The sequence below is a fragment of the Telluribacter roseus genome (assembly GCF_017355915.2).
Lineage (GTDB): Bacteria > Bacteroidota > Bacteroidia > Cytophagales > Spirosomataceae > Telluribacter.
The window spans coordinates 88,437-108,582 of record NZ_JAFEUV020000005.1 but is presented as its reverse complement, the minus strand read 5'-3'; the positions used below and the strand labels follow the sequence as shown (position 1 = coordinate 108,582).

21 protein-coding genes are annotated in these 20,146 nt (G+C 49.1%); 8 read left to right on the top strand and 13 right to left on the bottom strand.

Annotation, left to right across the window (positions count from 1 at the left end; translation table 11 throughout):
* Window positions 1-143: 143 nt before the first annotated feature.
* Window positions 144-1,043 (bottom strand): alpha/beta fold hydrolase, encoded by a 900-nt coding sequence (locus JTN23_RS11410; RefSeq protein ID WP_247234954.1) that lies wholly within the window; start codon window positions 1,041-1,043, stop codon window positions 144-146.
* 433 nt (window positions 1,044-1,476) lie between these two features.
* On the opposite strand from JTN23_RS11410, the gene epsC reads away from it, so the two are divergent.
* Window positions 1,477-2,301, top strand: coding sequence for a serine O-acetyltransferase EpsC (gene epsC / locus JTN23_RS11405; RefSeq protein WP_247234953.1), 825 nt, complete (start codon window positions 1,477-1,479; stop codon window positions 2,299-2,301).
* A gap of 38 nt (window positions 2,302-2,339) precedes the next feature.
* On the opposite strand, the gene JTN23_RS11400 is transcribed toward epsC, so the two are convergent.
* Together JTN23_RS11400 and JTN23_RS11395 are read right to left on the bottom strand one after the other, a co-directional pair.
* Complete coding sequence (locus JTN23_RS11400; RefSeq protein WP_247234952.1) at window positions 2,340-2,933, bottom strand: TetR/AcrR family transcriptional regulator; 594 nt, start codon at window positions 2,931-2,933, stop codon at window positions 2,340-2,342.
* A gap of 169 nt (window positions 2,934-3,102) precedes the next feature.
* Window positions 3,103-3,570: a redoxin domain-containing protein gene (locus JTN23_RS11395; RefSeq protein WP_247234951.1), complete on the bottom strand. Its 468-nt coding sequence runs from the start codon at window positions 3,568-3,570 to the stop codon at window positions 3,103-3,105.
* 118 nt (window positions 3,571-3,688) lie between these two features.
* Between JTN23_RS11395 and JTN23_RS11390 the strand changes: the two genes are divergently transcribed.
* Window positions 3,689-4,615 carry an ROK family protein gene (locus JTN23_RS11390; protein WP_247234950.1) on the top strand — a complete coding sequence of 309 codons (927 nt, stop codon included), beginning with the start codon at window positions 3,689-3,691 and terminating at the stop codon, window positions 4,613-4,615.
* A gap of 71 nt (window positions 4,616-4,686) precedes the next feature.
* Here the strand turns inward: JTN23_RS11390 and JTN23_RS11385 are convergent, their stop codons facing one another.
* Both JTN23_RS11385 and ppk1 read right to left on the bottom strand, forming a co-directional pair.
* Window positions 4,687-5,424, bottom strand: a complete 738-nt coding sequence (locus JTN23_RS11385) for an SOS response-associated peptidase (RefSeq protein ID WP_247234949.1) — start codon at window positions 5,422-5,424, stop codon at window positions 4,687-4,689.
* 20 nt (window positions 5,425-5,444) lie between these two features.
* Window positions 5,445-7,586, bottom strand: coding sequence for a polyphosphate kinase 1 (gene ppk1, locus JTN23_RS11380; protein WP_247234948.1), 2,142 nt, complete (start codon window positions 7,584-7,586; stop codon window positions 5,445-5,447).
* Between the two features lie 163 nt (window positions 7,587-7,749).
* Here ppk1 and JTN23_RS11375 point away from each other — a divergent pair, with 163 nt between their 5' ends.
* Window positions 7,750-8,772, top strand: coding sequence for an aldo/keto reductase (locus JTN23_RS11375; RefSeq protein WP_262918508.1), 1,023 nt, complete (start codon window positions 7,750-7,752; stop codon window positions 8,770-8,772).
* 85 nt (window positions 8,773-8,857) lie between these two features.
* Here the strand turns inward: JTN23_RS11375 and pyrE are convergent, their stop codons facing one another.
* A complete protein-coding gene (pyrE, locus tag JTN23_RS11370; RefSeq protein ID WP_247234946.1) occupies window positions 8,858-9,511 on the bottom strand; it encodes an orotate phosphoribosyltransferase in 654 nt (217 codons plus the stop codon).
* On the bottom strand, window positions 9,511-10,815 hold the full coding sequence (locus JTN23_RS11365) for a hemolysin family protein (protein WP_262918507.1): 1,305 nt from the start codon (window positions 10,813-10,815) through the stop codon (window positions 9,511-9,513). The genes pyrE and JTN23_RS11365 overlap by 1 nt, the downstream gene beginning before the upstream one ends.
* 99 nt (window positions 10,816-10,914) lie before the next feature.
* Here JTN23_RS11365 and JTN23_RS11360 point away from each other — a divergent pair, with 99 nt between their 5' ends.
* The 3 genes from JTN23_RS11360 (at window position 10,915) to JTN23_RS11350 (ending at window position 12,480) form a co-directional block, all read left to right on the top strand.
* Window positions 10,915-11,607 (top strand): NUDIX hydrolase, encoded by a 693-nt coding sequence (locus tag JTN23_RS11360; protein WP_247234945.1) that lies wholly within the window; start codon window positions 10,915-10,917, stop codon window positions 11,605-11,607.
* A 92-nt stretch (window positions 11,608-11,699) separates the two neighbouring features.
* Entirely contained in the window at window positions 11,700-12,008 is a 309-nt protein-coding gene (trxA, locus tag JTN23_RS11355) for a thioredoxin (RefSeq protein WP_247234944.1), read from the top strand.
* A gap of 64 nt (window positions 12,009-12,072) precedes the next feature.
* On the top strand, window positions 12,073-12,480 hold the full coding sequence (locus JTN23_RS11350; protein ID WP_247234943.1) for a DUF983 domain-containing protein: 408 nt from the start codon (window positions 12,073-12,075) through the stop codon (window positions 12,478-12,480).
* On the opposite strand, the gene coaD is transcribed toward JTN23_RS11350, so the two are convergent.
* From coaD to JTN23_RS11330, 4 genes are read right to left on the bottom strand one after another with little or no spacing between them, the layout of a single operon-like run.
* The gene (coaD, locus tag JTN23_RS11345) at window positions 12,477-12,947 is read right to left on the bottom strand and encodes a pantetheine-phosphate adenylyltransferase (RefSeq protein WP_247234942.1); all 471 of its coding nucleotides are present in this window, start codon (window positions 12,945-12,947) and stop codon (window positions 12,477-12,479) included. The two genes, JTN23_RS11350 and coaD, sit on opposite strands and share 4 nt — an antisense overlap.
* A gap of 17 nt (window positions 12,948-12,964) precedes the next feature.
* The gene (locus JTN23_RS11340; protein ID WP_247234941.1) at window positions 12,965-13,873 is read right to left on the bottom strand and encodes a DUF3822 family protein; all 909 of its coding nucleotides are present in this window, start codon (window positions 13,871-13,873) and stop codon (window positions 12,965-12,967) included.
* 18 nt (window positions 13,874-13,891) lie between these two features.
* Window positions 13,892-14,389, bottom strand: coding sequence for an NUDIX domain-containing protein (locus tag JTN23_RS11335; protein ID WP_247234940.1), 498 nt, complete (start codon window positions 14,387-14,389; stop codon window positions 13,892-13,894).
* A 60-nt stretch (window positions 14,390-14,449) separates the two neighbouring features.
* A complete protein-coding gene (locus JTN23_RS11330) occupies window positions 14,450-14,890 on the bottom strand; it encodes a CBS domain-containing protein (protein ID WP_247234939.1) in 441 nt (146 codons plus the stop codon).
* A 144-nt stretch (window positions 14,891-15,034) separates the two neighbouring features.
* Here JTN23_RS11330 and JTN23_RS11325 point away from each other — a divergent pair, with 144 nt between their 5' ends.
* On the top strand, window positions 15,035-16,462 hold the full coding sequence (locus JTN23_RS11325) for an ATP-dependent DNA helicase (protein ID WP_247234938.1): 1,428 nt from the start codon (window positions 15,035-15,037) through the stop codon (window positions 16,460-16,462).
* Between the two features lie 24 nt (window positions 16,463-16,486).
* Here JTN23_RS11325 and JTN23_RS11320 read toward each other — a convergent pair whose 3' ends face one another.
* Both JTN23_RS11320 and JTN23_RS11315 read right to left on the bottom strand, forming a co-directional pair.
* Window positions 16,487-17,443, bottom strand: a complete 957-nt coding sequence (locus JTN23_RS11320; RefSeq protein ID WP_409049447.1) for an L-threonylcarbamoyladenylate synthase — start codon at window positions 17,441-17,443, stop codon at window positions 16,487-16,489.
* A 248-nt stretch (window positions 17,444-17,691) separates the two neighbouring features.
* Window positions 17,692-17,970, bottom strand: coding sequence for a hypothetical protein (locus JTN23_RS11315; RefSeq protein WP_247234936.1), 279 nt, complete (start codon window positions 17,968-17,970; stop codon window positions 17,692-17,694).
* Between the two features lie 397 nt (window positions 17,971-18,367).
* Between JTN23_RS11315 and JTN23_RS11310 the strand changes: the two genes are divergently transcribed.
* Window positions 18,368-20,110, top strand: a complete 1,743-nt coding sequence (locus tag JTN23_RS11310; protein ID WP_247234935.1) for a GMC family oxidoreductase — start codon at window positions 18,368-18,370, stop codon at window positions 20,108-20,110.
* Window positions 20,111-20,146 lie beyond the last annotated feature (36 nt).

Below are 20,146 nucleotides of genomic sequence, written 5' to 3'. Positions count from 1 at the left end.
CCTTTAGTACTCCTTAAGCTCATTTAATGAACAGCCATCAAGGTAGTAAGTAAAAGCTCAAGAGTAAAAAAAGATACCATTACCTCAGAATACAAAAAGCCAGGTACTTTGACCTGGCTTTTCTGCTTGTAGGGCTATAAGTATTATCTACCCGATGCAAAATCAACGGTAATGTTTCGATCCACGTACATGCTGGATTTCAGGATCATTTCCTTGATCATATCCTTGTGGGAGTGCGTGATCATATGACCTGCCTTGGGTAGAAATATATATTGAGCTTGGGTACTGGGTATATGCTTCTTGGCAAATTCAATATTGGCCGGATCAGCAATCCAATCATTGCCCCCCTGAATGACGGTAGTAGGTACCGTAAGGTTTTGCCAGATGGGTACCATCCGTCTCAGCTCAGCCGCATGCGAGTACTTCTCAGCAGTAGCTGCGTTGAATTCGCGGGGCAGAAAAAGCTGTACAAGTCGATTGTTTCCCCACTTCGAAAACCAGTAGAAGCGTTCCCGATCCGGATCAATGACGGGCGCCACCATGATCAACTGCTTTACTTCCTCCGAAGCCAATACAGTCAGGTGTGCCGCAATAGGGGCGCCATATGACCGCCCGAGTACTATTACCTTTTCCTTGGATTTATTAAGCTTCAGCACCGGCAGCAGACTACGGGCATGCATCTCAATAGATGTGACATGTCTTTGCTTTTTCCACCTGGACTTGCCATAGCCCAGCCGGTCAACTGACACAATATGGAAGCGCTTCTGAAGATCGGGGTCATCCAGCAGGTTCATGTATCCCCACCACGCCCCGGGAGCACCGTGTATCAGCAACAACATCGGCAATGTATCGGCTCCTACGGTTGCTACCTGTACACATATGGTATCATTCTCTATACATTTTACCGTAGGCTTTACTTCTTTATTGGCATAGTGCCTCCTTACTTCCCTGGCGGTTGTTCGGTACTTCGAAAAGCAGGATGTAAAAAATACTGGAACGAAGAGTAACAGGATGTATAATGAAAGAGACTTAATAAACTTCATACAGGTTTAGGTTTTATAAGCACATACTATTCGCAATCAACAACAATATATAGATAAGTAGGCTGGCTTACAAATACTTAACGTCATATGTTAAATATTCATACCTTCTGATCAATAAAAAAAGACCAATTAGCTATAATTCAACCCATTGCTGTTGTTTCAGATAGGTTCTCTTTTCGTGAACGGTACGTTTCGACTGAGTGAAGAGTACAAAATCAACTTTAGAAAGTCCACGAATTGAGGCACGTGGGTAAATTTTGGTACAGTTTCTGGACAATGCACTTCCACAAGATTCAGGAAATAGTGAGGGGGCTTCGAAAATTGTGGGAATGCCTGATAAAGTAGTAGCTTTAAACAATCTTTTCGCAGCTATCTTTGTTTAACAAAAAAAACAGTAGCTGACTTGGTTAGTATCATTACACAGCACCACCCGATGACTATTGAACAGCAAGAGATTTTCTTTCAGCGATTAGCCGATCAGAATCAAAAATACCGCTACCGATTGCCTTCCCGGCACGATTGCGGTCATTTTTTACAGCGTTTGATCAACTTTCTTTTCCCAATCTGCCAGGATTGTAAGGAGTCTTATAATTCAGCCCGACTACCTGTAGCCTATACGGAGTTACAGAAGCAGCTTGATTGCCTTCTCAAACCCCTGGAACCCCAGCTTGAGCGCAAACGGGAGGAAATCGTTGAAGACTTTTATTCACAGCTACCGGACACGTACGATCTGCTGATGATGGATGCTCAGGCTATTACGGATAATGACCCTGCTTCGGTAGGTATTGAAGAGGTCATTGCTATTTATCCGGGCTTCATGGCCATCGCATCTTACCGGATTGCTCACCTGCTCATGTCCTGCGGGGTACCCTTGTTGCCGCGTATGCTGACTGAATTTGCCCACGGCCAAACCGGTATTGATATTCACCCGGGTGCTACCATCGGTAAGTCTTTCTTTATAGACCATGGTACGGGTGTAGTTATTGGAGAAACTACCCACATAGGAAACAATGTGAAGATATACCAGGGGGTGACGCTGGGGGCTACTTACGTAGCCAAATCACTGGCCTCACACAAGCGCCATCCTACGATTGAAGATAATGTAGTGGTGTACGCCAATGCCACCATCCTGGGTGGTAATACCATAGTCGGGCATGACTCAGTGATAGGTGGTAATGCCTGGCTTACCAAGAGCGTACCGCCATACTCACAGGTATACCACCAGAGCAAAGTAGAAGTAAAACAACAGATAGCTTAATAAAGAAAAAGGGACGCGGAGGCGTCCCTTTTTCTTTATTACATTACGCTGCGAATAAATCGCCTTACACCTTCCATATAGATGGGTTCAGCGTGAGGTATCGCATGGCGCGGCTGTGTTGTCATTGTGATACTAATAAAACCATACGTCAGGCACCACCACTCGTAATACGTCTTGGTTACCATTTCTCCGGACTTGGGCCGAAGCGTCGCGATCATCTCCCACACAGGGTTCTTGATAATGTTCATTTCCTGAATGTACACCTGCTTGGACTGGCAGTAGGCCCCTTCCAGATTGAACATTACCTGAAATACTTCAGGCTGCTCTACCGAAAAATTCCAGATACACTGGGCGATTTCAGCCAGTTGTTTCTCAGGCTGACGATACACATGCTTAATCCGTTCAAATTCATCCCGTAGCGCGGCAAAACCTTCGGCACGTATCGTTTCGAGTAATTTGTCTTTACTCTCAAAATACTCATAAAGGATTGGGGGGCTGTACTCAATAACATCGGCGATCTTTCGGATGGAGACAGCTTGCCAGCCATCCTCACGGGCAATTTCTTTTGCCGTCTTAACAATGTCAGAACGTACCTGTTTTTTAAGGCGTTCGCGGCGTTCGATGATTCCCATTCAGCAATTCTCGTATTTTTGATGGATTAGAGTAATTGCTTTCAAATATAAAAAATCAGGTGGGCTTTCCAAACGCTGTTAACCTTTATTTTCAAGCTATTTTGCTGCGTCTAACACTGATAAGCTCATGTAAAGGAGCCCACCTGCCTGCTAACCATCTACATATTAGCTATATAGCTTCTAATGTATCCTTAAGAGCACCGAAATTCGGAAGTTCTCCGGCATTGTCTAAAATTTCTACATATTGTACTACTCCTTCTTTATCTACTACAAAGGCCGCCCGTTTGGATATTCCCTTAAGACCTAATACGAATTCTTCATAATAAGCCCCGTAAGCCTGGGATGCCTCCCGGTTGAAATCTGACAGTAAATCAAAGTTATAGTTTTGATCAGCTTTGAATCGCGCCAGGGCAAAGGGAGAGTCAACCGAGATACCTATTACCTCTGCATTCAGGTTCTGATAAATCGAAAGATTGTCCCGCATGGTACAAAGCTGGGTGGTACAGGTACCGGTAAATGCCAGAGGGAAGAAATGAATGATCAGGTTTTTGCCCCGGAAATCTTCCAGGGTTATTTCTTTTCTGTCTGTATTGTAAAGTCTGAAGGAAGGGGCCTTTTCGCCCTTTTTGAGTGCCATTATAGAAATGATTTTTGTGTTTTGGGTATGATTCGTATGTTTATATGCAAGAACCAGCCCTACCCGGCTATGGTTTCTTCATGATTAGATTCGTTTTATTTTTTGAACTACTACACATATGCAAACTTACTGGGGAATTGACTTGGGGGGTACCAAAGTAGAAGGTGTAATACTATCAAGTCCATCGCCCGATGCGGTTGTATTCCGTCACCGCATTGACACCGAATCTCATAAAGGGTATGAACATATCATGGGGCGTATTGCTACGCTGGTAGACATCATGAAAGCCGAAACAGGCTACCAACCTGACCTGCTGGGCATTGGTACTCCCGGTACGGTGGATCCCGGTCGCCAGACAATGAAGGGCTGCAACACTACCTCCCTCAACGGGATGCCCATGCATAAAGACCTTGAGGCCAAACTGGGCATGCCGATAGCCATTGCCAACGACGCCAACTGCTTTGCCCTGGCCGAAGCGCTGATGGGAGGCGTAAAAGACGTGGCTCCTAATTTCAGATCGGTATTTGGGGTGATCATGGGTACGGGCGTCGGGGGAGGTATTGTACTCCGTGGCAACGATGGCCAGCCCTTCGTGCTGAACGGGATGCAGGGGATTGGTGGCGAATGGGGACATAATATACTTGAGCCGGACGGCTACGACTGCTACTGCGGCAAGCGCGGCTGTGTTGAACAAGTACTATCGGGACCGGCCTTACAGCGTTACTACCAGGAAAAGAGCGGTACAGCGCTCAAACTCCCCCAGATCGTAGAAAGATACCACGAAGGCAACGATCCCCATGCTACCGAGACTATTGAGCGTTTATTGGAGTACTTTGGACAGGCCATTACTGTGATAGTAAATGTGCTGGATCCCGATGCAATTATATTGGGTGGTGGCGTAGGTAACATTGATCTACTCTATACCGAAGGCCCCAAACGGGCAGCGAAGTACGTCTTTAACCATAGCTTCGAAACTCCCATCCTGCGACCCAAGCTGGGTGACTCAGCCGGAGTGTTTGGTGCGGCGATGCTTACTTTCAAATAGTACAGCGTTAACCTCATCAAAAAGGGCAGGAAGCACGAAGCTTTCTGCCCTTTTTGATGAGGTACATCTATTTAAAACAACGATTGCTGATGGGTAAGCTCCGGATAGGAATACGGTTGGATCACAGCCCTTGTGTTACTATCAGCAGTATGTGACGTTACCAGCGGACTAACAGTGTAAGCCTGCATGACAGTGTCCGATATAGGCAGTAGCACCTCTTTAAGCTCTTCGTCGCTTGTATCCGGGTTCAGCCACTTACTTTCGTTTTCGGGTGTCAGTATGGCCGGCATTCGCTCTTTGGTATTATGAATACGAGCCATAAGCGGATTAGCCGGAATAGTAATCATGGTATAGGTCTGTATAACCTCTCCTGTTTCCTGGTCTGTCCACTCATCCCAAAGCCCCGCCATCGAGAATATCCTGGTGCTGGTCAGCGATACGTAATAGGGGTACTTCTTCTTCCCCACCTTCTGCCACTCAAAAAATCCGGTGGAGGGAATGAGGCAGCGTCTGGCCTTCCGGTACGACTCCCGGTAAGCCGGCTTTTCGTGAAGTGACTCACAACGGGCATTCAGGGTACTGCTCTGGAGCTGGCGCGCTTTGGTAGCATCCTTGACCCAGTGCGGCAGGAGCCCCCACCGCAGGTACTGTAACTGATCGGGTCGGGCCGATGTCAGGACCGGCCACTTACCAAACTCAAATCCACTGGTATGGTAGGCTGGCTGGTAGTCTGTTAGACCTGCTACCTCAGCCTTGTATCGTTTGGCCAGTTCTTCGACTGTAGCATCTAAGGAGTTATGGTAACACATGGCCTTGCGGGTTTTAGTCGCTATACATTTTCCGGTACGGTAGCCACTGCCTTTCCGGTGCTTACCTCCGGAAAAAGACTAGGGGTACGGTGTTCCAGGCGCTCGGTGAGGCGATAGTTGGCTTCCTGCGCCCGTACTTTGGTACCGGTACCCTCACTTGTAAGCTGTACATTGTGCTGGTAGGTATCCAGCCGCACTGCTTTCTGGTTATCAGTCAGGTAGTTTTTAAGTACCTGCTTTATCTGCGACTTGAGGTACTCATCCAGGAGAGGGTACGTCACGTCAATGCGCCGGTGTAGGTTACGGTAGGTCCAGTCACCGCTCGAAAGGAAAATCTCATCTTTGCCCCGGTTAAAGAAATGGAGAATGCGGGTGTTCTCCAGGTACCGGTCCACCAGCCGTATAACAGTGATATTGTCACTGATCGTTGGTAGCTCGGGGATCAGGCAACAGCAATCGCTGACGATGATATTGACCTCTACCCCTGCCCTGCCCGCCTGGTACAGCTTTCCTATCAGCATCTGGTCCTGTAGCTGGTTGAGCTTGATGGTAATGGCTGCCTTTAGTCCGGCTTTGCTATTAGCTATTTCACGATCTATGAGTTCAACGATCTTTTTAATACCGTTAAACTGCGAAACCTGCAGGTAGTTAAAGGGCAGGTACTTGTATTTCTTGGGCTCTTCACGGGTACTCAGGTAGCCAAACAGCAGCTCCAGTTCATTGGTAATGTCGCGGTGGCTGGTCAGGAGCGCGTGATCCACAAATTCGCGGGAAGTTAGGCGGTAGAATCCCCCGGTACCCAGGTACGCGTATCGCTCCCACCCTTTCTTGACCTTACGCTTCACCAGCGCTATCTTGGCATGTACCTTCAGTCCGGGCATACTGAATATAATCTTCACCCCGGCCTCCTTCATCTTGCGGGCCCACTGCAGACTTTCCTGAATATCAAACTTCGCGTTCAGCTCCACGAACGTCACTACCCGCTTACCGTTGCGGGCCGCACTAATCAGGGAGTTGACGATAAACGAGTTTGCGCTTATTTTGTACAACGAAACAAAAATCTCCCTCACGTAGGGATCTACCGCGGCCTCACTAAAAAACCGCACGACCGGATCATATGAGTGGTAGGGCAAGTGCAGCATCTGATCATTACGCTGGAGCGTTTCGAATACCGATTCGCCCCGTCGCAATTCAACGTGACTAACGGCCTTCTGAGCCGGATAATCCAGCTTCTTGAATATAGTCGGGAAGGTAGCCAGGTCCTGGTAGTACAGGTACCGACCACGCTCGTGAAATTCGGACATCATCAGCCCTACGCGGGCGGCCAGGTACTCCTTCATTTCGAGGGGCATGCCCATCTCATAGAAGAACTGATGAGGCTGAATAAAATTACGCTTTTCCAGCTGTTTAGCTATTTTCTGAGCAATGGCCGGTGGGTAATCATCTTCAAAAGACAGCTCCGTATCCCGCTCCGTCCGGACGGCAAAGCAGTCAAGGACCTCGTAGCCCGGAAACAGATCCGGCAGATTGAAGCGGACAATATCGTCCAGAAACGCTACCTGCTTGGCCCCGTCCTGATCGGGTAGCTCTACAAAGCGCCCCAGTTGCTTGGAGGGGATATTGACGTAGGCATACCATACTTCACTAGGCTCGCTCCGCCTTACCAGCCTGAGCACAAAGTACAGGTGGTTGGGCTCAAAAAGGGTAATCTTGGAGCTCCGGCGGCCATTCAGGAATACTGGCTGAATGTACCGGTAAACTTTATCGACAAAATATTTACGAACGTACTCCTGATGTTCGGGACTGAAGTTCTCCTTGAAATACAGGTGTACCCCATGCTGCCTCAGGTCAGGTACTACCATGGAGGCCAGTACATCTCCAAACTCACTTAGCTGATTTTCGACCGTTTCGTTGATGTGCTCAAGCAGTGGCTCCGGATACAGATTCAATTTTTCGAGTATATCGGCACTCACCTCCCGCATAGCGAGTAAGCTGGGTATGCGCACCCGAAAAAATTCATCGATATGGTAGGAGTAAATGGCCAGAAATCGCAGCCGCTCACGGGCGGGTACGGTATCGTCTTTGGCCTCAAGCAGCAGCCGGTAGTTGTAGGAAAGCCAGCTAAGGTTATTATCAAAGTATGGATGGGATACGTCGATCATGGGTTAGGCCAAAACTTTAACGGAAATTTCATCCAATATAACCACAATTGGCGGCTAAGGCAACTTAACTTGACGAACGTAAAAAAAATTCGCAAACTACTTCAGGGGTTGATCTGTTAACTGTGGAGTAATCGCTATTTCCAATCTACTCTTTTTACTTCTTATGAGATATAAGCTACTTGGGCGTTCTGGATTAAAAGTATCGGAACTATGCCTGGGAACGATGACTTTCGGTACCGAATGGGGCTGGGGGGCCGATCAGGAGGAATCCCTCAAGATGTTTGAAGCATTCGGTAACGCCGGAGGTAATTTTATTGACACCGCTAACTTCTATACGGGAGGTACTTCGGAGCGTTTTCTGGGGGATTTTATTGAAGCCGACCGCGACCACTGGGTACTGGCCACCAAGTACACCCTCAAAGACCGCAACAACGACCTTAACTTCGCGGGCAACCACCGCAAAAACCTGGTCCGCTCGGTTCAGGAAAGCCTCAAGCGACTCAAGACCTCTTATCTGGACCTGCTGTGGGTACATATGTGGGATTTTACAACGCCCGTCGAGGAAGTCATGCGGGGCTTGGATGATCTGATCAGCCAGGGGCTGGTGCACTACATAGGTATTTCGGATACGCCGGCCTGGATCGTATCTCAAGCCAATACAATCGCCGACTTCCGGGGATGGAATCCCTTCGTAGCCCTGCAGATTGAATATTCACTCATTCAACGGACGCCGGAGCGTGACCTGCTACCGATGGCTAAAGCGCTGGATCTGGCGGTGACTCCCTGGGGAGCCATTGGAGGCGGTGTACTGACCGGAAAGTACCTGAAAGGCGAAACCGGCCGTATCACCGAAGGCAGCGCGCGCCGGAGCGAGCAGAGTATGGTGATTGCGCAGTCCGTCGTAGATATTGCCACCGAACTGGGCGTAACTCCGGCTCAGGTAGCCATCAACTGGACCCGCCAGCGCGATCAGGTGATGGTCCCGATTATTGGTGCCCGCACCACTACCCAGCTCAACGACTCACTGGGCTGTCTGTCGTTCCAGCTACCAGATGAGCACATGCAAAAGCTAAATGAAGTAAGCAAGATCGAGATGGGCTTCCCCCATGACTTCCTCAGCTCCGACGGAGTGAAGGAGAATGCCTTTGGCAGCATGTACTACAGCCTGGATAACCACAGGAAGTAATAATCATACATGTACCTGATAACAAAAGCCTGAGCTTGATGCTCAGGCTTTTGTTGCTATTTAACTACTTATATAGGATTCTACTTTAACCAGCTACACGTCCCCAGGTATCCGGGGCTTTCCGCCAGTCAGAGAGGTTGAGCAGCTGATCTTCGGTAACGTACTGCTTTTCCAGCGCGGCATTGATCAGGTGGTTGTAGGTACTAAGTACTTTATACGACACGCCTTTGTCCTGAAAATTAGCCACTGCGGTATCAAATCCGTAGGTAAATATGGCGATCATACCTACTACTTCTACCCCCTCCTGACGCAGGGCATCTACCACTTTCAGCGAACTACCACCCGTAGAGATCAAATCTTCCATCAGTACTACCTTTTGTCCCCTTTCCAGGCGGCCTTCTATCTGATTGCCCATACCGTGCTTTTTGGGCTCAGGCCTAACGTAGGCAAAGGGCAGATCCAGCAGATCAGCTACCAGAGCTCCCTGCGCTATACCGGCCGTAGCTACGCCGGCAATGGCTTCGGCATTAGGGTAGTGTTCACGTACCAGATTGGCCAGTGCTTCTTTGATATAGGTACGAATGTCAGGGTACGAAAGGGCCACCCGGTTATCACAATAAATAGGTGACATCCAGCCGGAGCTCCACTGAAAAGGCTGATCAGGGCTTAGTTTAATGGCTTTGGCTTCCAGAAGCATCTCAGCCACTTTCCGGGCTGTAGTTTCTTGTGTTTCAATCATTAGTAGTCGTCGGTATCTGCGTCTTTATTTACTGTTACCAAAAGCTTATCAATACGGCTTTTATCCATATCAACCACCTCAAAGCCGAACTGTTTCCAGCTGAACTTCTCTCCCGTTACCGGAATATCCTCCAGGACATGCAGCACAAAGCCTCCCAAAGTATTAAATCCTACCAGCTCCTTCCGCTCCGACTCCGGCAGCGTAATATCAAAGTAGTGCAGGAAGTCGTCGAAGGCAAGCTGCGCATCAATGAGGTAGCTGCCATCCTCACGCTGGGTAATTTCGGCTTCGAACTCATCGGCTTCGGATATATCCCCCACCAGCACGTCCATGATATCGTACATCGTCACTACGCCCTTTACTCCGCCGTATTCATCTACAATAATACCAAAGTATACCCGCTGGTCTTTGAACCGCTCCAGGGCCTGATACGCCCGGTTGTTTTCGGGCAGGAACAGAGGCTCACGCTTGATGGCGTTCAGATTAGCCAGATTTTCGTCAATGTTATCACCGATAAGATCTTTAATGTAGATCAGTCCCAGCACATCATCAACCGTTTCGCGGCACAGGAGGTATATGGCGTGCTTAGTTTCGTATACCTTGGCTTTGTTCACTTCTACACTATCCTCGATGTCGAGCCACACGATCTCCTGCCGGTTGGTCATCAGGGAGGTCACCTTTCGGTCGCCCAGCTGAAACACGTTATGTACGATCTCCTGCTCTATCTCTTCGAATACCCCTCCGGTAGTACCTTCCTGGATCAGGCTCTTGATCTCCTCTTCCGTCACCGAACTCTCGCTGGGCTTGATATTCAGGATCCGGATGATCAGGTCGTTCGAAAAGCTCAGCAAGGCAATGAACGGCATGGTAATCTTGGAAAGGATGTTCATCGGCTTGGCCAGGTTCATGGCTATGACCTCAGGATTGGCCATTCCGATGCGTTTGGGTACCAGCTCGCCCAGTACCAGTGACAGGTACGTGATCAGCAGCACGACCAGCGTTACGGCGATCGGGTGGCTGTATGGACTAATCAGCGGTATGGCAGCCAGCGAGGCCTCCAGGTCCGAAGTGAGTTTGTCCCCGCTGTACACACCGGTCAGGATACCGATCAGTGTTATACCAATCTGAACAGTAGAAAGAAAACGATTGGGGGAGTTGGCTAAGTCAAGAGCGGCTTTGGCTTTCTTGTTGCCATTACGCAGATATGCCTCAAGGCGGGACTTCCGGGAAGATACCAGTGCAATCTCCGACATTGAAAACACGCCATTGAGGAGCACCAATACTAGTATGATGATTAGTTCCAAGTAATCATGGATTGATGTGGGTACAAATTTATCAATAATACTTACTGTCTAAAATAAACTCTTTACTTAATTTTGTCAACCGCAACCCCTGCATTGTACATGATTATATTTTTTGACGACCGTCCGGTTACCATTGTTCGTACCAACGAACTTACTCAATCTGATACCTCCCATTTTGACCATATCATTGATATCCGCCTCACTAAGCTGCGCTCGGTGTACCTGACCGGCCACGTACTGCTGCTCAACACGACCAGCTCAGTGGCTTTACAGATCATCGAAATGCTGCAGACAGAGCCACCGAAGGAACTGCTCTCCATCACGATAGCCACGAGCGATAAAACCGCGGTAGTCGAAAAGATCAAAGGCCTTTATAAGGTTATCAAGGCCGCCGGAGGAGTAGTTGTGAAGAAAGACAAGTGGCTGCTCATGTACCGCCGCAAGAAGTGGGACCTACCCAAGGGAAAGCTCGACAAGGGTGAAAAGTCACGGGATGCCGCCATCCGGGAAATTGAGGAGGAAACCGGCGTAAAGGCCGTACTGCGGGAGCGAATCTGTACCACCTGGCATACCTATACCTTCAATAACAGCCGCATCCTGAAGCGGACCAAATGGTACCTGCTGGACTGCACCGACGATACCAGACTGGCACCACAGGCAGAAGAAGATATCGAGAAACTGGAATGGCTTTCTCCGCGGGAGGCCCAGTCCGTACTAATCAACTCGTACAGTTCGATACGTTATGTGGTAGAGTGCCTGCAGAAGATGCAGAACGTCACCGAGCGCCTGTAGTAGTACTACTCTTTTACGGGCCTAAGTGCACAAAAGGCTCCTTTTCGTTGTTTATCTGGTAGAAGTACCAATGATGATAAACAACGATCGATATGGCAAACTTTAAAGAAATAATAGAATCCGATCAGCCCGTGCTGGTTGATTTTTTTGCGGAATGGTGCGGTCCCTGTAAGATGATGAAGCCGGTACTCGAGAATCTCTCGAAGCAATGGGGGGATAAGATACGTATACTTAAAGTAGACGTAGACAAGAATCCCAAAGCAGCCGCTCAGTACCGCATACAAGGCGTACCTACCCTGATGATATTCCAGAAGGGTCAGATCAAGTGGAGACAGTCAGGATACATGGATGCCCGGCAGCTCAACCAGGTCATACAGAAGGTCACAGCTACTGCCCAGTAACGAGTGACGGTTCTTAGTGATCTGATCAGTACTACCCTACCTCTATCTGTAACATAGTCACGACATGCTCAAAGGAACAAAGATCTACAGCATCCTGGCCAACAAGTGTCCCCGGTGCCATGAGGGCGACTTCTTTCAAATTCGCAACCCGTATGATCTCAAAAACTTTGACAAGCTTCATGACCGCTGTCCCTGCTGCGACGAAAACTTCGTACGAGAGCCCGGCTTTTATATCGGCTCCATGTACATCAGCTACGCTTTATCCACGGCGCTGACTGTCGTGACGTTTGTGCTGTTTGTGGTGCTACTTGGATGTGATGTACTTTCGGTTCTCTACGTACTTCTACCAGCGTTCGTTTTCCTTCTGCCGGTATCTTTCCGCACCGCTCGCCTGATCTGGATCAATATATTCGTGCGATACAACCGGCAGAGGGCTCAGCAGGCCCGGCAAAGAAAGCCGGAAGTAGCCTAGACGATACTGGGTTTAGGCAGGTTATAGGGCAGAAAATCGTCCACGTTCTGCCCGTACCGGTGCAGGTCTCGAATAATGCTCGAGCTGATGGGAGCTAGCTGCGGGGAGGTGATCAGAAATACCGTTTCTATTTCTTCGTATACATACCGGTTCACCTGTGATATACCGTTTTCGTATTCAAAATCGGTGGTGTTTCTGAGCCCCCTCAACAGAAACTTAGCTCCTACTTCCCGCGCTATCCGAGCCGTCAGGTCCTCATATGTAATGACTTTGACATTTTCACGATTAGAAAATGTACCTTCTATGAGTTCCTTCATCGTCTCCAGCGGGAAGTAGCGCTTCTTGTTGGCGTTTTTCCCTATCCCAATCACTACCTCGTCGAATATATTCAATCCTCTCAGAACGATATCTTCATGTCCTTTGGTAAAAGGATCAAAGGAACCGGGGAACAAAGCAATTTTCTTCATGGGATAGGCAAAAGCGGTTATTGGCGGGGCATCAGGCAGGTATTCAGCAGCCCAAAGTAACGGTGTCCGGGTATATCTTCAAAATCAGCGGTATACCGCAGGGCTCCGGGATTCTGCCCGAAATTGAGGTGAGGGATAAAACGCGCCAGCTCGGTATAGGTATCGGCGTAGGGGGTAATCTCGCCGTACAGATACATTTTGACGTTCTCCGGTTGGTAGTTGAGCTGATTCAGGGTAAAGAGTATAAGGTAAGTCAGCTCCTGCGCATTGCTGTACCGGAAGCGGTTGCAGAAGAGTAACTTTCCGCCTTCGGAAAACAGCAGCGTCACGTACTCTTCCTCAAAGCAGGCCGACAGGATACGGGGCTCGTTGTACTCCTTATGGCTGGCCAGTGCGCCGGTAATCAAAGGACTGGTCAGGTGGCAGAACTCAATGGTCTGGAAAGGGTACTGCCCCATCAGCCACTCCGACCACTCCGACGGTATCGTAAATACATTATAGGCATCAACCTGGGCCAGGTAGTGGTGCATGACCCGGTCTTCGGGCTGTACAGTCCGGCCCAGTACCAGGTGCAGGTACTCGGCAGCATACTCCTTCCGGAAAAGCGGAGCGGGTACCAGTGTAAAGGCGTTGGTATTGACGGCAACGCTGATGCTCTTCCAGCTGTCAGCCCCCAGGAAAGGGTGCTCGACGGTAATCTGCTTAAGCTTTTCGAGCAGTTCGCCCTTATTCAGAAAAGTATCTGACGCGTAGTCTTCCAGCCACCGGCACTGCCTGTTGTCATCCTGAACCGCACAAAAGCGGAACCTCAGCTCGTCAATCTCAATACTCAGTGTACATAGCTGCGTATCATTAATTCCAAACGACTCATCAGCCACTTTTACAGTGGGCTGTATCTCCTTAGCTATGGTTTCGGTTAGTGCCAATGGGGGTATTGTTAAAAATTAGTGTTTTAAATATCCTTTCAGATGGAAGATATCTTCCATCGTGTTGCAGTACGTAAACATATGATGTACCTCCTTTTGGGGAAACGACTTGATCTCCTCCATCGTCATGAGCTTTACTTCATAGATAATCTGGTTGCCATCCGTCATCTCCGGATCTATCCCCAGCTTCACATCACCAGACAGGATTCGGGTCGTAAAAAACAGCTCCATGGCGTGCAGCGGAGGCTGCATAAACTCATTCACAAACAGTAACTCACCGGGTTCTACTACCAGTCCGGTCTCTTCCAGAAACTCCCGTCTCAGAGCATCCAGTGCATTTTCGCCAAACTGAATACCTCCGCCGGGCGGACACCAGAAGGTATCGGTAGGGCCTATACCTTTATGTCTGACCATCAGCAGGCGGTCATCTATGATACAAATACCGCAGACTCTGGTACGGAGACGATTACCGTAGAGTCTGAAAACTTCCTCTCTTGCGGGATCCAATGATTTCATTCGTTTTTGGAGTGCAAATATAACCAACGAATAAGATACAGTTGGATACCCCAGGTATTTTTACTGGTAAGTACCCCCCGAAATGTAGTTTTCGAGGGAATGGATCAGGTGCCTCTGTTCGGTGATAATGGCCGTTACAATATCATTGATAGAGATGATTCCGACCAGCTCGCCCCGGTACGTTACGGGCAAATGGCGGATGTGCAGGTCCGACATGATCTGCATACACTCCTCGATTCGCTGCTCAGTTTCAACGGTTATGACCTCACTCGTCATCACCTCCCGGATTAGCGTATGCTGCGAGGCCCGACCTTTCAGAATCCCCTTCCGGGCGTAGTCACGCTCCGAGAATATCCCCGCCAGCCTGCTACCTTCAAGTACCAGTACAGCACCAATATTTTTTTCGGCCATGAGTTCAAGAGCCGCATACACGGTGGTGTCGGGTGCGACCGACCAAATGGTGGCGCTTCTCTTCTGGGAGAGGATCTGGTGTACGAGCATAAGATTGACGGGGTTTAGGATTGGGGACAATCGACGAATCTAATATATCGGATAGATTTGTAAAAGTCCAGCCCCCGGAGCAAGTATAGACAGAACTATTTTAACAGCTTTTTTTTTATACTCTATTAGAGTAGATTCGTAGTTATGAAAGCTGAAGAAGTAACACCCTCACAATATCTCCTTAAAAGGTTTCCGTTCAAGCCCACTGAGAGTCAGGTACGGCTGTTTGAGAAGATGGATGGCTTTCTGCTGGAAGAGGATGGCCTGGAAAGATACCGTGACTGCTTCATCCTGAAAGGATACGCTGGAACCGGTAAAACAACCATTATAAGTACCCTTATCAAGGTAGTCAAGAAGTTTGGCTACAAGGCCGTACTGCTGGCTCCTACCGGGCGGGCGGCCAAGGTAATGTCTAATTACTCCAAAAAGCCGGCGCTTACGATCCACAAAAAAATCTACAAGCAAACCTCCGACTCCTACTCGGGCAACTTTGTATTTGAGCGGCAGAAAAATTACCACGAGTACACGCTGTTTATCATAGATGAAGCCTCCATGATCAGCGACGACGCTGACTTTGGCAGCCGCAGCCTGCTGGCTGACCTGATCGAGTACGTCTACGAGAATCCCGGTAATAAGATGATGTTTGTGGGGGATATGGCTCAGCTACCACCCGTTGGTAAAGACCTCAGCCCCGCGCTTGATAAAGACTACCTCGAAAAAAACTTCTACATGTCGGTCATGCAGGAAGAACTGACCGAGGTAATGCGTCAGGACGAGCAGTCGGGTATCCTGCACAACGCTACCGGACTAAGGGATCAGATACGCCTGCAAAAGCCCGAAATTAATATTACCACCAGAACCTACCGGGATATCTATAAGATGACGGGAGATAAACTGGAGGAAGGTCTGCGCTATGCCTACAACAAGTACGGCACCGAGAATACCATTGTGATTACGCGCTCCAATAAGGCCGCGGTACAGTACAACCAGTATATCCGGCGTACGATCAATTTTAGTGAAGAAGAGTTGGATGCCGGCGACCGCCTGATGGTAGTCCGTAATAACTACTCGGTACTGGAAGAGGACTCTCCCGCCGGATTCATTGCCAATGGTGATTTTGTTGAACTCCTGAAGATAAAAAAGATTGAGGAGATCCACGGCTTTCGTTTTGCGGATGCCACGCTTCGCCTTACTGACTACGAAGATCAGCCCTCTTTTGACGCCAAGATCATCCTGAACACCCTCCACTCGGCTACCCCTTCGCTTACCAATGACGAAAACCGACAGCTGTACGAGAGTGTGATGGAGGAATACTTCTATATTAAATCGAAGAAAGACCGTACCGAAGCCCTCAAAAAGGACCCCTACCTCAACGCCCTACAGGTGAAGTTTGCGTATGCTCTTACCTGCCACAAGTCACAGGGTGGACAGTGGAGCGCGGTATTCATAGACCAGGGGTACTTACCCGAAGAGCAGGTCAACAACGAATTTATCCGCTGGCTGTACACGGCAATTACCCGCTCTATTGACGAAGTATTCCTGATGAACTTTCACCCGCACTTCTTTAAGTAAGTAGAAGCGATCAGGCTATAGTACCTAATGAGCAGCGGCTCTCCGGAGGCGGTCATTGATGGCTCTGCCCAATCCGGTATCGGGTACCATCTCGGCCCGGATCTCCTGCACGTTCAGGGTATCCAGCTCCCGCAGGTACGCAAACAGGTGATGCGCCGCCTGCAGCAGGTCACCTTCCCGGGATAGTACCCGCTGGTATTTCTCAGGAACTCCATCCAGGTACTTGTCAAAGAGTAGATAGCCCGTATGTCCATCGGCTACTGGTGCCGCCTGATCTACTTTCTCCTGCAACCGGAACGGCTTACGGGGCGCGTAGTGGCTTTTGAGCATACCCGGTGCCTGCGGATTGGAGGTAGAGTGCGGCAGGTACTGTACCGGGCCGATCACTTTTTCTATTTCCTCAACAGCTAATCCTCCCAGACGATATACCAGCGGCTTTCCCTCCGGAAATCCAACTATGGTGGATTCAATCCCTACTCCGGCTTCGCCTCCATTCAGTATGTAAGGGATTTTATCACCCAGTTGCGCTTCTACGTGCTGCGCCTGCGTGGGACTTATGTACCCAAACGGATTGGCACTGGGAGCCGCCAGCGGAAAATCCAGACTTTGTAATAGCTCTAAAGTAAGCGGATGATTGGGAACGCGAACGGCTACGGTATCCAGCCCCGATGTGACCAGATCAGGTATAACCGGCTGCTTAGGTAGCAGCAGCGTCAGGGGGCCGGGCCAGAAAGCTTCGGCCAGCAGTCGCGCCTGCTCGGGTACTTCAGCTACCACCAGGCTCAGCTTCTCGAAACTATCGATATGAACAATAAGCGGATCGAACGAAGGACGGTTCTTTACCTGAAATATAGAGAGTACCGCCTGCTGGTCCAGCGCATTGCCGGCCAGTCCGTATACAGTTTCGGTAGGTATGGCAACTAACTGCCCCTTTTCCAGATAGGATTTTGCTAATTCAGTATCTTTTCCAGTGATAGCCAAGGTCATCAGAGCATTTTGGGCTACAAAGGTAAGTAAAAGCTTTTCTCTTACTATACTCAGATACTAGTGCAGCTTACTGAAGTCGCTTCTCCGTTGTGATAATTGAATTTATAGTGGAGGTAGTGGGTACATCTATGTATAGTATATTATCTGTCAGTGATAGATGCTCCAATAAAAAAAGCTCAGTACACAGTTAGAGCGTGTACTGAGCTTTTTTAGATTAGTATCAGATATATATCAGCCCAAGGCTAGTATGAGTTCCGGTCGGATGTTGTTGTACCCAGATCTTCGCCGTGTGATCCACCACTTCTCCGCTGCATATCATCGTCCTCCATCATGTCACGATTCATCATGTCATCGTCCATTCCCTGATCTCTTGATCCCTGCTGGCTCCCACCGCGCTGGTTCTGATCGGCTTGTGATCCCTGACGTCCACCGCCTTGATTTTGCTGGCCTGACCTTTGTCCCGATTGGTTTTGCTGACCGCTGTTTCCACCGCGGTTTCCGCTGTTTTGGTTAGTTGCCATTGTAATAAAGGTTTGTTGTGAAATAATAAGTATATGGGCATTTTAAATACCCGCAGCAGAGGCTACAAAACCTATACCTCTATATAACTAGTACTATACAAGCATTTTTTTGTAATTTGCAGCGCGGCAAAATATCACAACATAGGGATTTAACTCCTCAGCTCTTTTCAGGCACATAACTTATCCAGTCTCCCCTGATTAGTAATGACGATGCGTGAAGATGAGGCGGTATTAACAGCCATTACAGCCCCTTTTATAAGGGAGGAGCAAGTTTCAGATAGAACAGTCCATACCTTATTAATATTTTTTAAAAAACTCTTCCACAATAGTAGATATACTTATGTGGCAACTTATATTTATTGCTCAAAGTCAAATCCTATATTCATAAACCATCACTATGAGTTTTCAGATAAAAGAACAGCCAACTGTTTTTGATGTATGCATCATTGGCTCCGGCGCGGGAGGTGGTATGGCCGCCTACCAGCTTTCGAAGGCAGGTGCAAAAGTAGCCTTACTTGAAGCAGGCGGGTACTTCGACCCGGCCGATCCTAAGTACATCACACAGCTCAAATGGCCCTGGGAGTCGCCACGTCGTGGTGCGAGCACAACCCGTCCCTTCGGTGATTTTGACGCTGCCTGGGGTGGCTGGGAAATCGAAGGCGAGCCTTATACGCGTAAAAACGGAACCGAGTTTGACTGGTTCCGCTCACGTATGCTCGGTGGCCGTACCAACCACTGGGGGCGTATTTCGCTACGCTTCGGACCTGATGACTTCCGTCGCAAAAGCATTGATGGCCTGGGAGAAGACTGGCCTATCACGTATGACGACGTAAAACCTTACTACGACCAGGTAGATAAGCTGGTTGGGGTATTCGGTTCCATCGAAAATATGCGTAACGAGCCCGATGGAATATTCCTACCCCCGCCCAAGCCCCGTCTGCACGAGCTGTTCATTAAGAATGCCGCCAAGAAGGTCAATGTACCTGTAATACCTTCGCGTCTTTCTATCCTTACTAAAGCTATTAATAACGAACGGGGACAGTGTTTCTACTGTAGCCAGTGTAGCCGCGGTTGTCAGGCCTACGCCGACTTCTCCTCTTCGTCAGTACTGGTGATACCTGCACTGAAGACGGGTAACGTTACCCTCTTTACCAATGCCATGGCCAGGGAGGTACTTACTGATCCGACCACCGGACAGGCAACGGGTGTATCATACGTTGACAAAGAAAAACTAACCGAGCATACCGTTAAGGCTAAAATCGTTATCCTGGCGGCCAGTGCCGGTGAATCAGCCCGTCTGCTCCTGAACTCCAAGTCGGCTTACCACCAGAATGGTCTGGCCAACTCAAGCGGAGTAGTTGGTAAGTACCTGCACGACTCTACCGGTGCCTCACGCAGCGCCTTCATGCCTAACCTCATGAACCGCAAGCGGTACAACGAAGATGGTGTAGGTGGAGCCCACGTATACTCGCCCTGGTGGCTTGACAACAAAAAGCTGGACTTCCCCCGTGGTTACCACATCGAGTACTGGGGTGGTATGGGAATGCCCAGCTACGGATTTGGCTGGGGTATCGAAGGCATGAATGGTAAGTACCCCATGCCTGATGGTACCATGAAACCAGCCGGTGGTTACGGTGCTTCGCTGAAAGAAGACTACCGCCGTTTCTATGGTGCCTACGTAGGTATGTCGGGCCGTGGTGAAGCGGTGGCGTCTGCCGACAACTACTGTGAGATCGATCCTAACGTAGTAGACAAATACGGTATCCCGGTACTGCGCTTCAACTACAAGTGGTCTGACTACGAAATAAAGCAGGCCAAGCACATGCAGGATACTTTCGAGGAAATCCTTACTGCCATGGGTGGAATATTATCAGGCAGCAAACCGGGTCCTGAAAGCAACTACGGTCTGGCTGCTCCGGGACGAATTATCCACGAAGTAGGTACCTCACGAATGGGTAACGATCCCAAGACATCAGCCCTGAACAAGTTCTCGCAGGCTCACGACGCCAAAAACGTGTTCGTAGTGGATGGTGGCTCGTTTGTATCACAGGCTGACAAGAACCCAACCTGGACGATCCTGGCCCTGTCAATGCGTGCCTCCGATTACATCATCGATCAGGTAAAGCAGAAGAACTTGTAATATCACGTTGGTTGAGCTATTCTAAATCATATAAAA

Bases quoted from the DNA above. Each gene is read 5' to 3' on its own strand.
- JTN23_RS11315 (WP_247234936.1), bottom strand. From the start codon at position 17,970: ATGGCAACTAACCAAAACAGCGGAAACCGCGGTGGAAACAGCGGTCAG.
- JTN23_RS11335 (WP_247234940.1), bottom strand. From the start codon at position 14,389: ATGAAATCATTGGATCCCGCAAGAGAGGAAGTTTTCAGACTCTACGGT.
- JTN23_RS11325 (WP_247234938.1), top strand. From the start codon at position 15,035: ATGAAAGCTGAAGAAGTAACACCCTCACAATATCTCCTTAAAAGGTTT.
- JTN23_RS11330 (WP_247234939.1), bottom strand. From the start codon at position 14,890: ATGCTCGTACACCAGATCCTCTCCCAGAAGAGAAGCGCCACCATTTGG.
- JTN23_RS11310 (WP_247234935.1), top strand. From the start codon at position 18,368: ATGAGTTTTCAGATAAAAGAACAGCCAACTGTTTTTGATGTATGCATC.
- epsC (WP_247234953.1), top strand. From the start codon at position 1,477: ATGACTATTGAACAGCAAGAGATTTTCTTTCAGCGATTAGCCGATCAG.
- JTN23_RS11385 (WP_247234949.1), bottom strand. From the start codon at position 5,424: ATGTGTTACCATAACTCCTTAGATGCTACAGTCGAAGAACTGGCCAAA.
- pyrE (WP_247234946.1), bottom strand. From the start codon at position 9,511: ATGATTGAAACACAAGAAACTACAGCCCGGAAAGTGGCTGAGATGCTT.
- JTN23_RS11350 (WP_247234943.1), top strand. From the start codon at position 12,073: ATGCTCAAAGGAACAAAGATCTACAGCATCCTGGCCAACAAGTGTCCC.
- JTN23_RS11390 (WP_247234950.1), top strand. From the start codon at position 3,689: ATGCAAACTTACTGGGGAATTGACTTGGGGGGTACCAAAGTAGAAGGT.
- coaD (WP_247234942.1), bottom strand. From the start codon at position 12,947: ATGAAGAAAATTGCTTTGTTCCCCGGTTCCTTTGATCCTTTTACCAAA.
- JTN23_RS11400 (WP_247234952.1), bottom strand. From the start codon at position 2,933: ATGGGAATCATCGAACGCCGCGAACGCCTTAAAAAACAGGTACGTTCT.
- JTN23_RS11375 (WP_262918508.1), top strand. From the start codon at position 7,750: ATGAGATATAAGCTACTTGGGCGTTCTGGATTAAAAGTATCGGAACTA.
- ppk1 (WP_247234948.1), bottom strand. From the start codon at position 7,586: ATGATCGACGTATCCCATCCATACTTTGATAATAACCTTAGCTGGCTT.
- JTN23_RS11410 (WP_247234954.1), bottom strand. From the start codon at position 1,043: ATGAAGTTTATTAAGTCTCTTTCATTATACATCCTGTTACTCTTCGTT.
- trxA (WP_247234944.1), top strand. From the start codon at position 11,700: ATGGCAAACTTTAAAGAAATAATAGAATCCGATCAGCCCGTGCTGGTT.
- JTN23_RS11360 (WP_247234945.1), top strand. From the start codon at position 10,915: ATGATTATATTTTTTGACGACCGTCCGGTTACCATTGTTCGTACCAAC.
- JTN23_RS11395 (WP_247234951.1), bottom strand. From the start codon at position 3,570: ATGGCACTCAAAAAGGGCGAAAAGGCCCCTTCCTTCAGACTTTACAAT.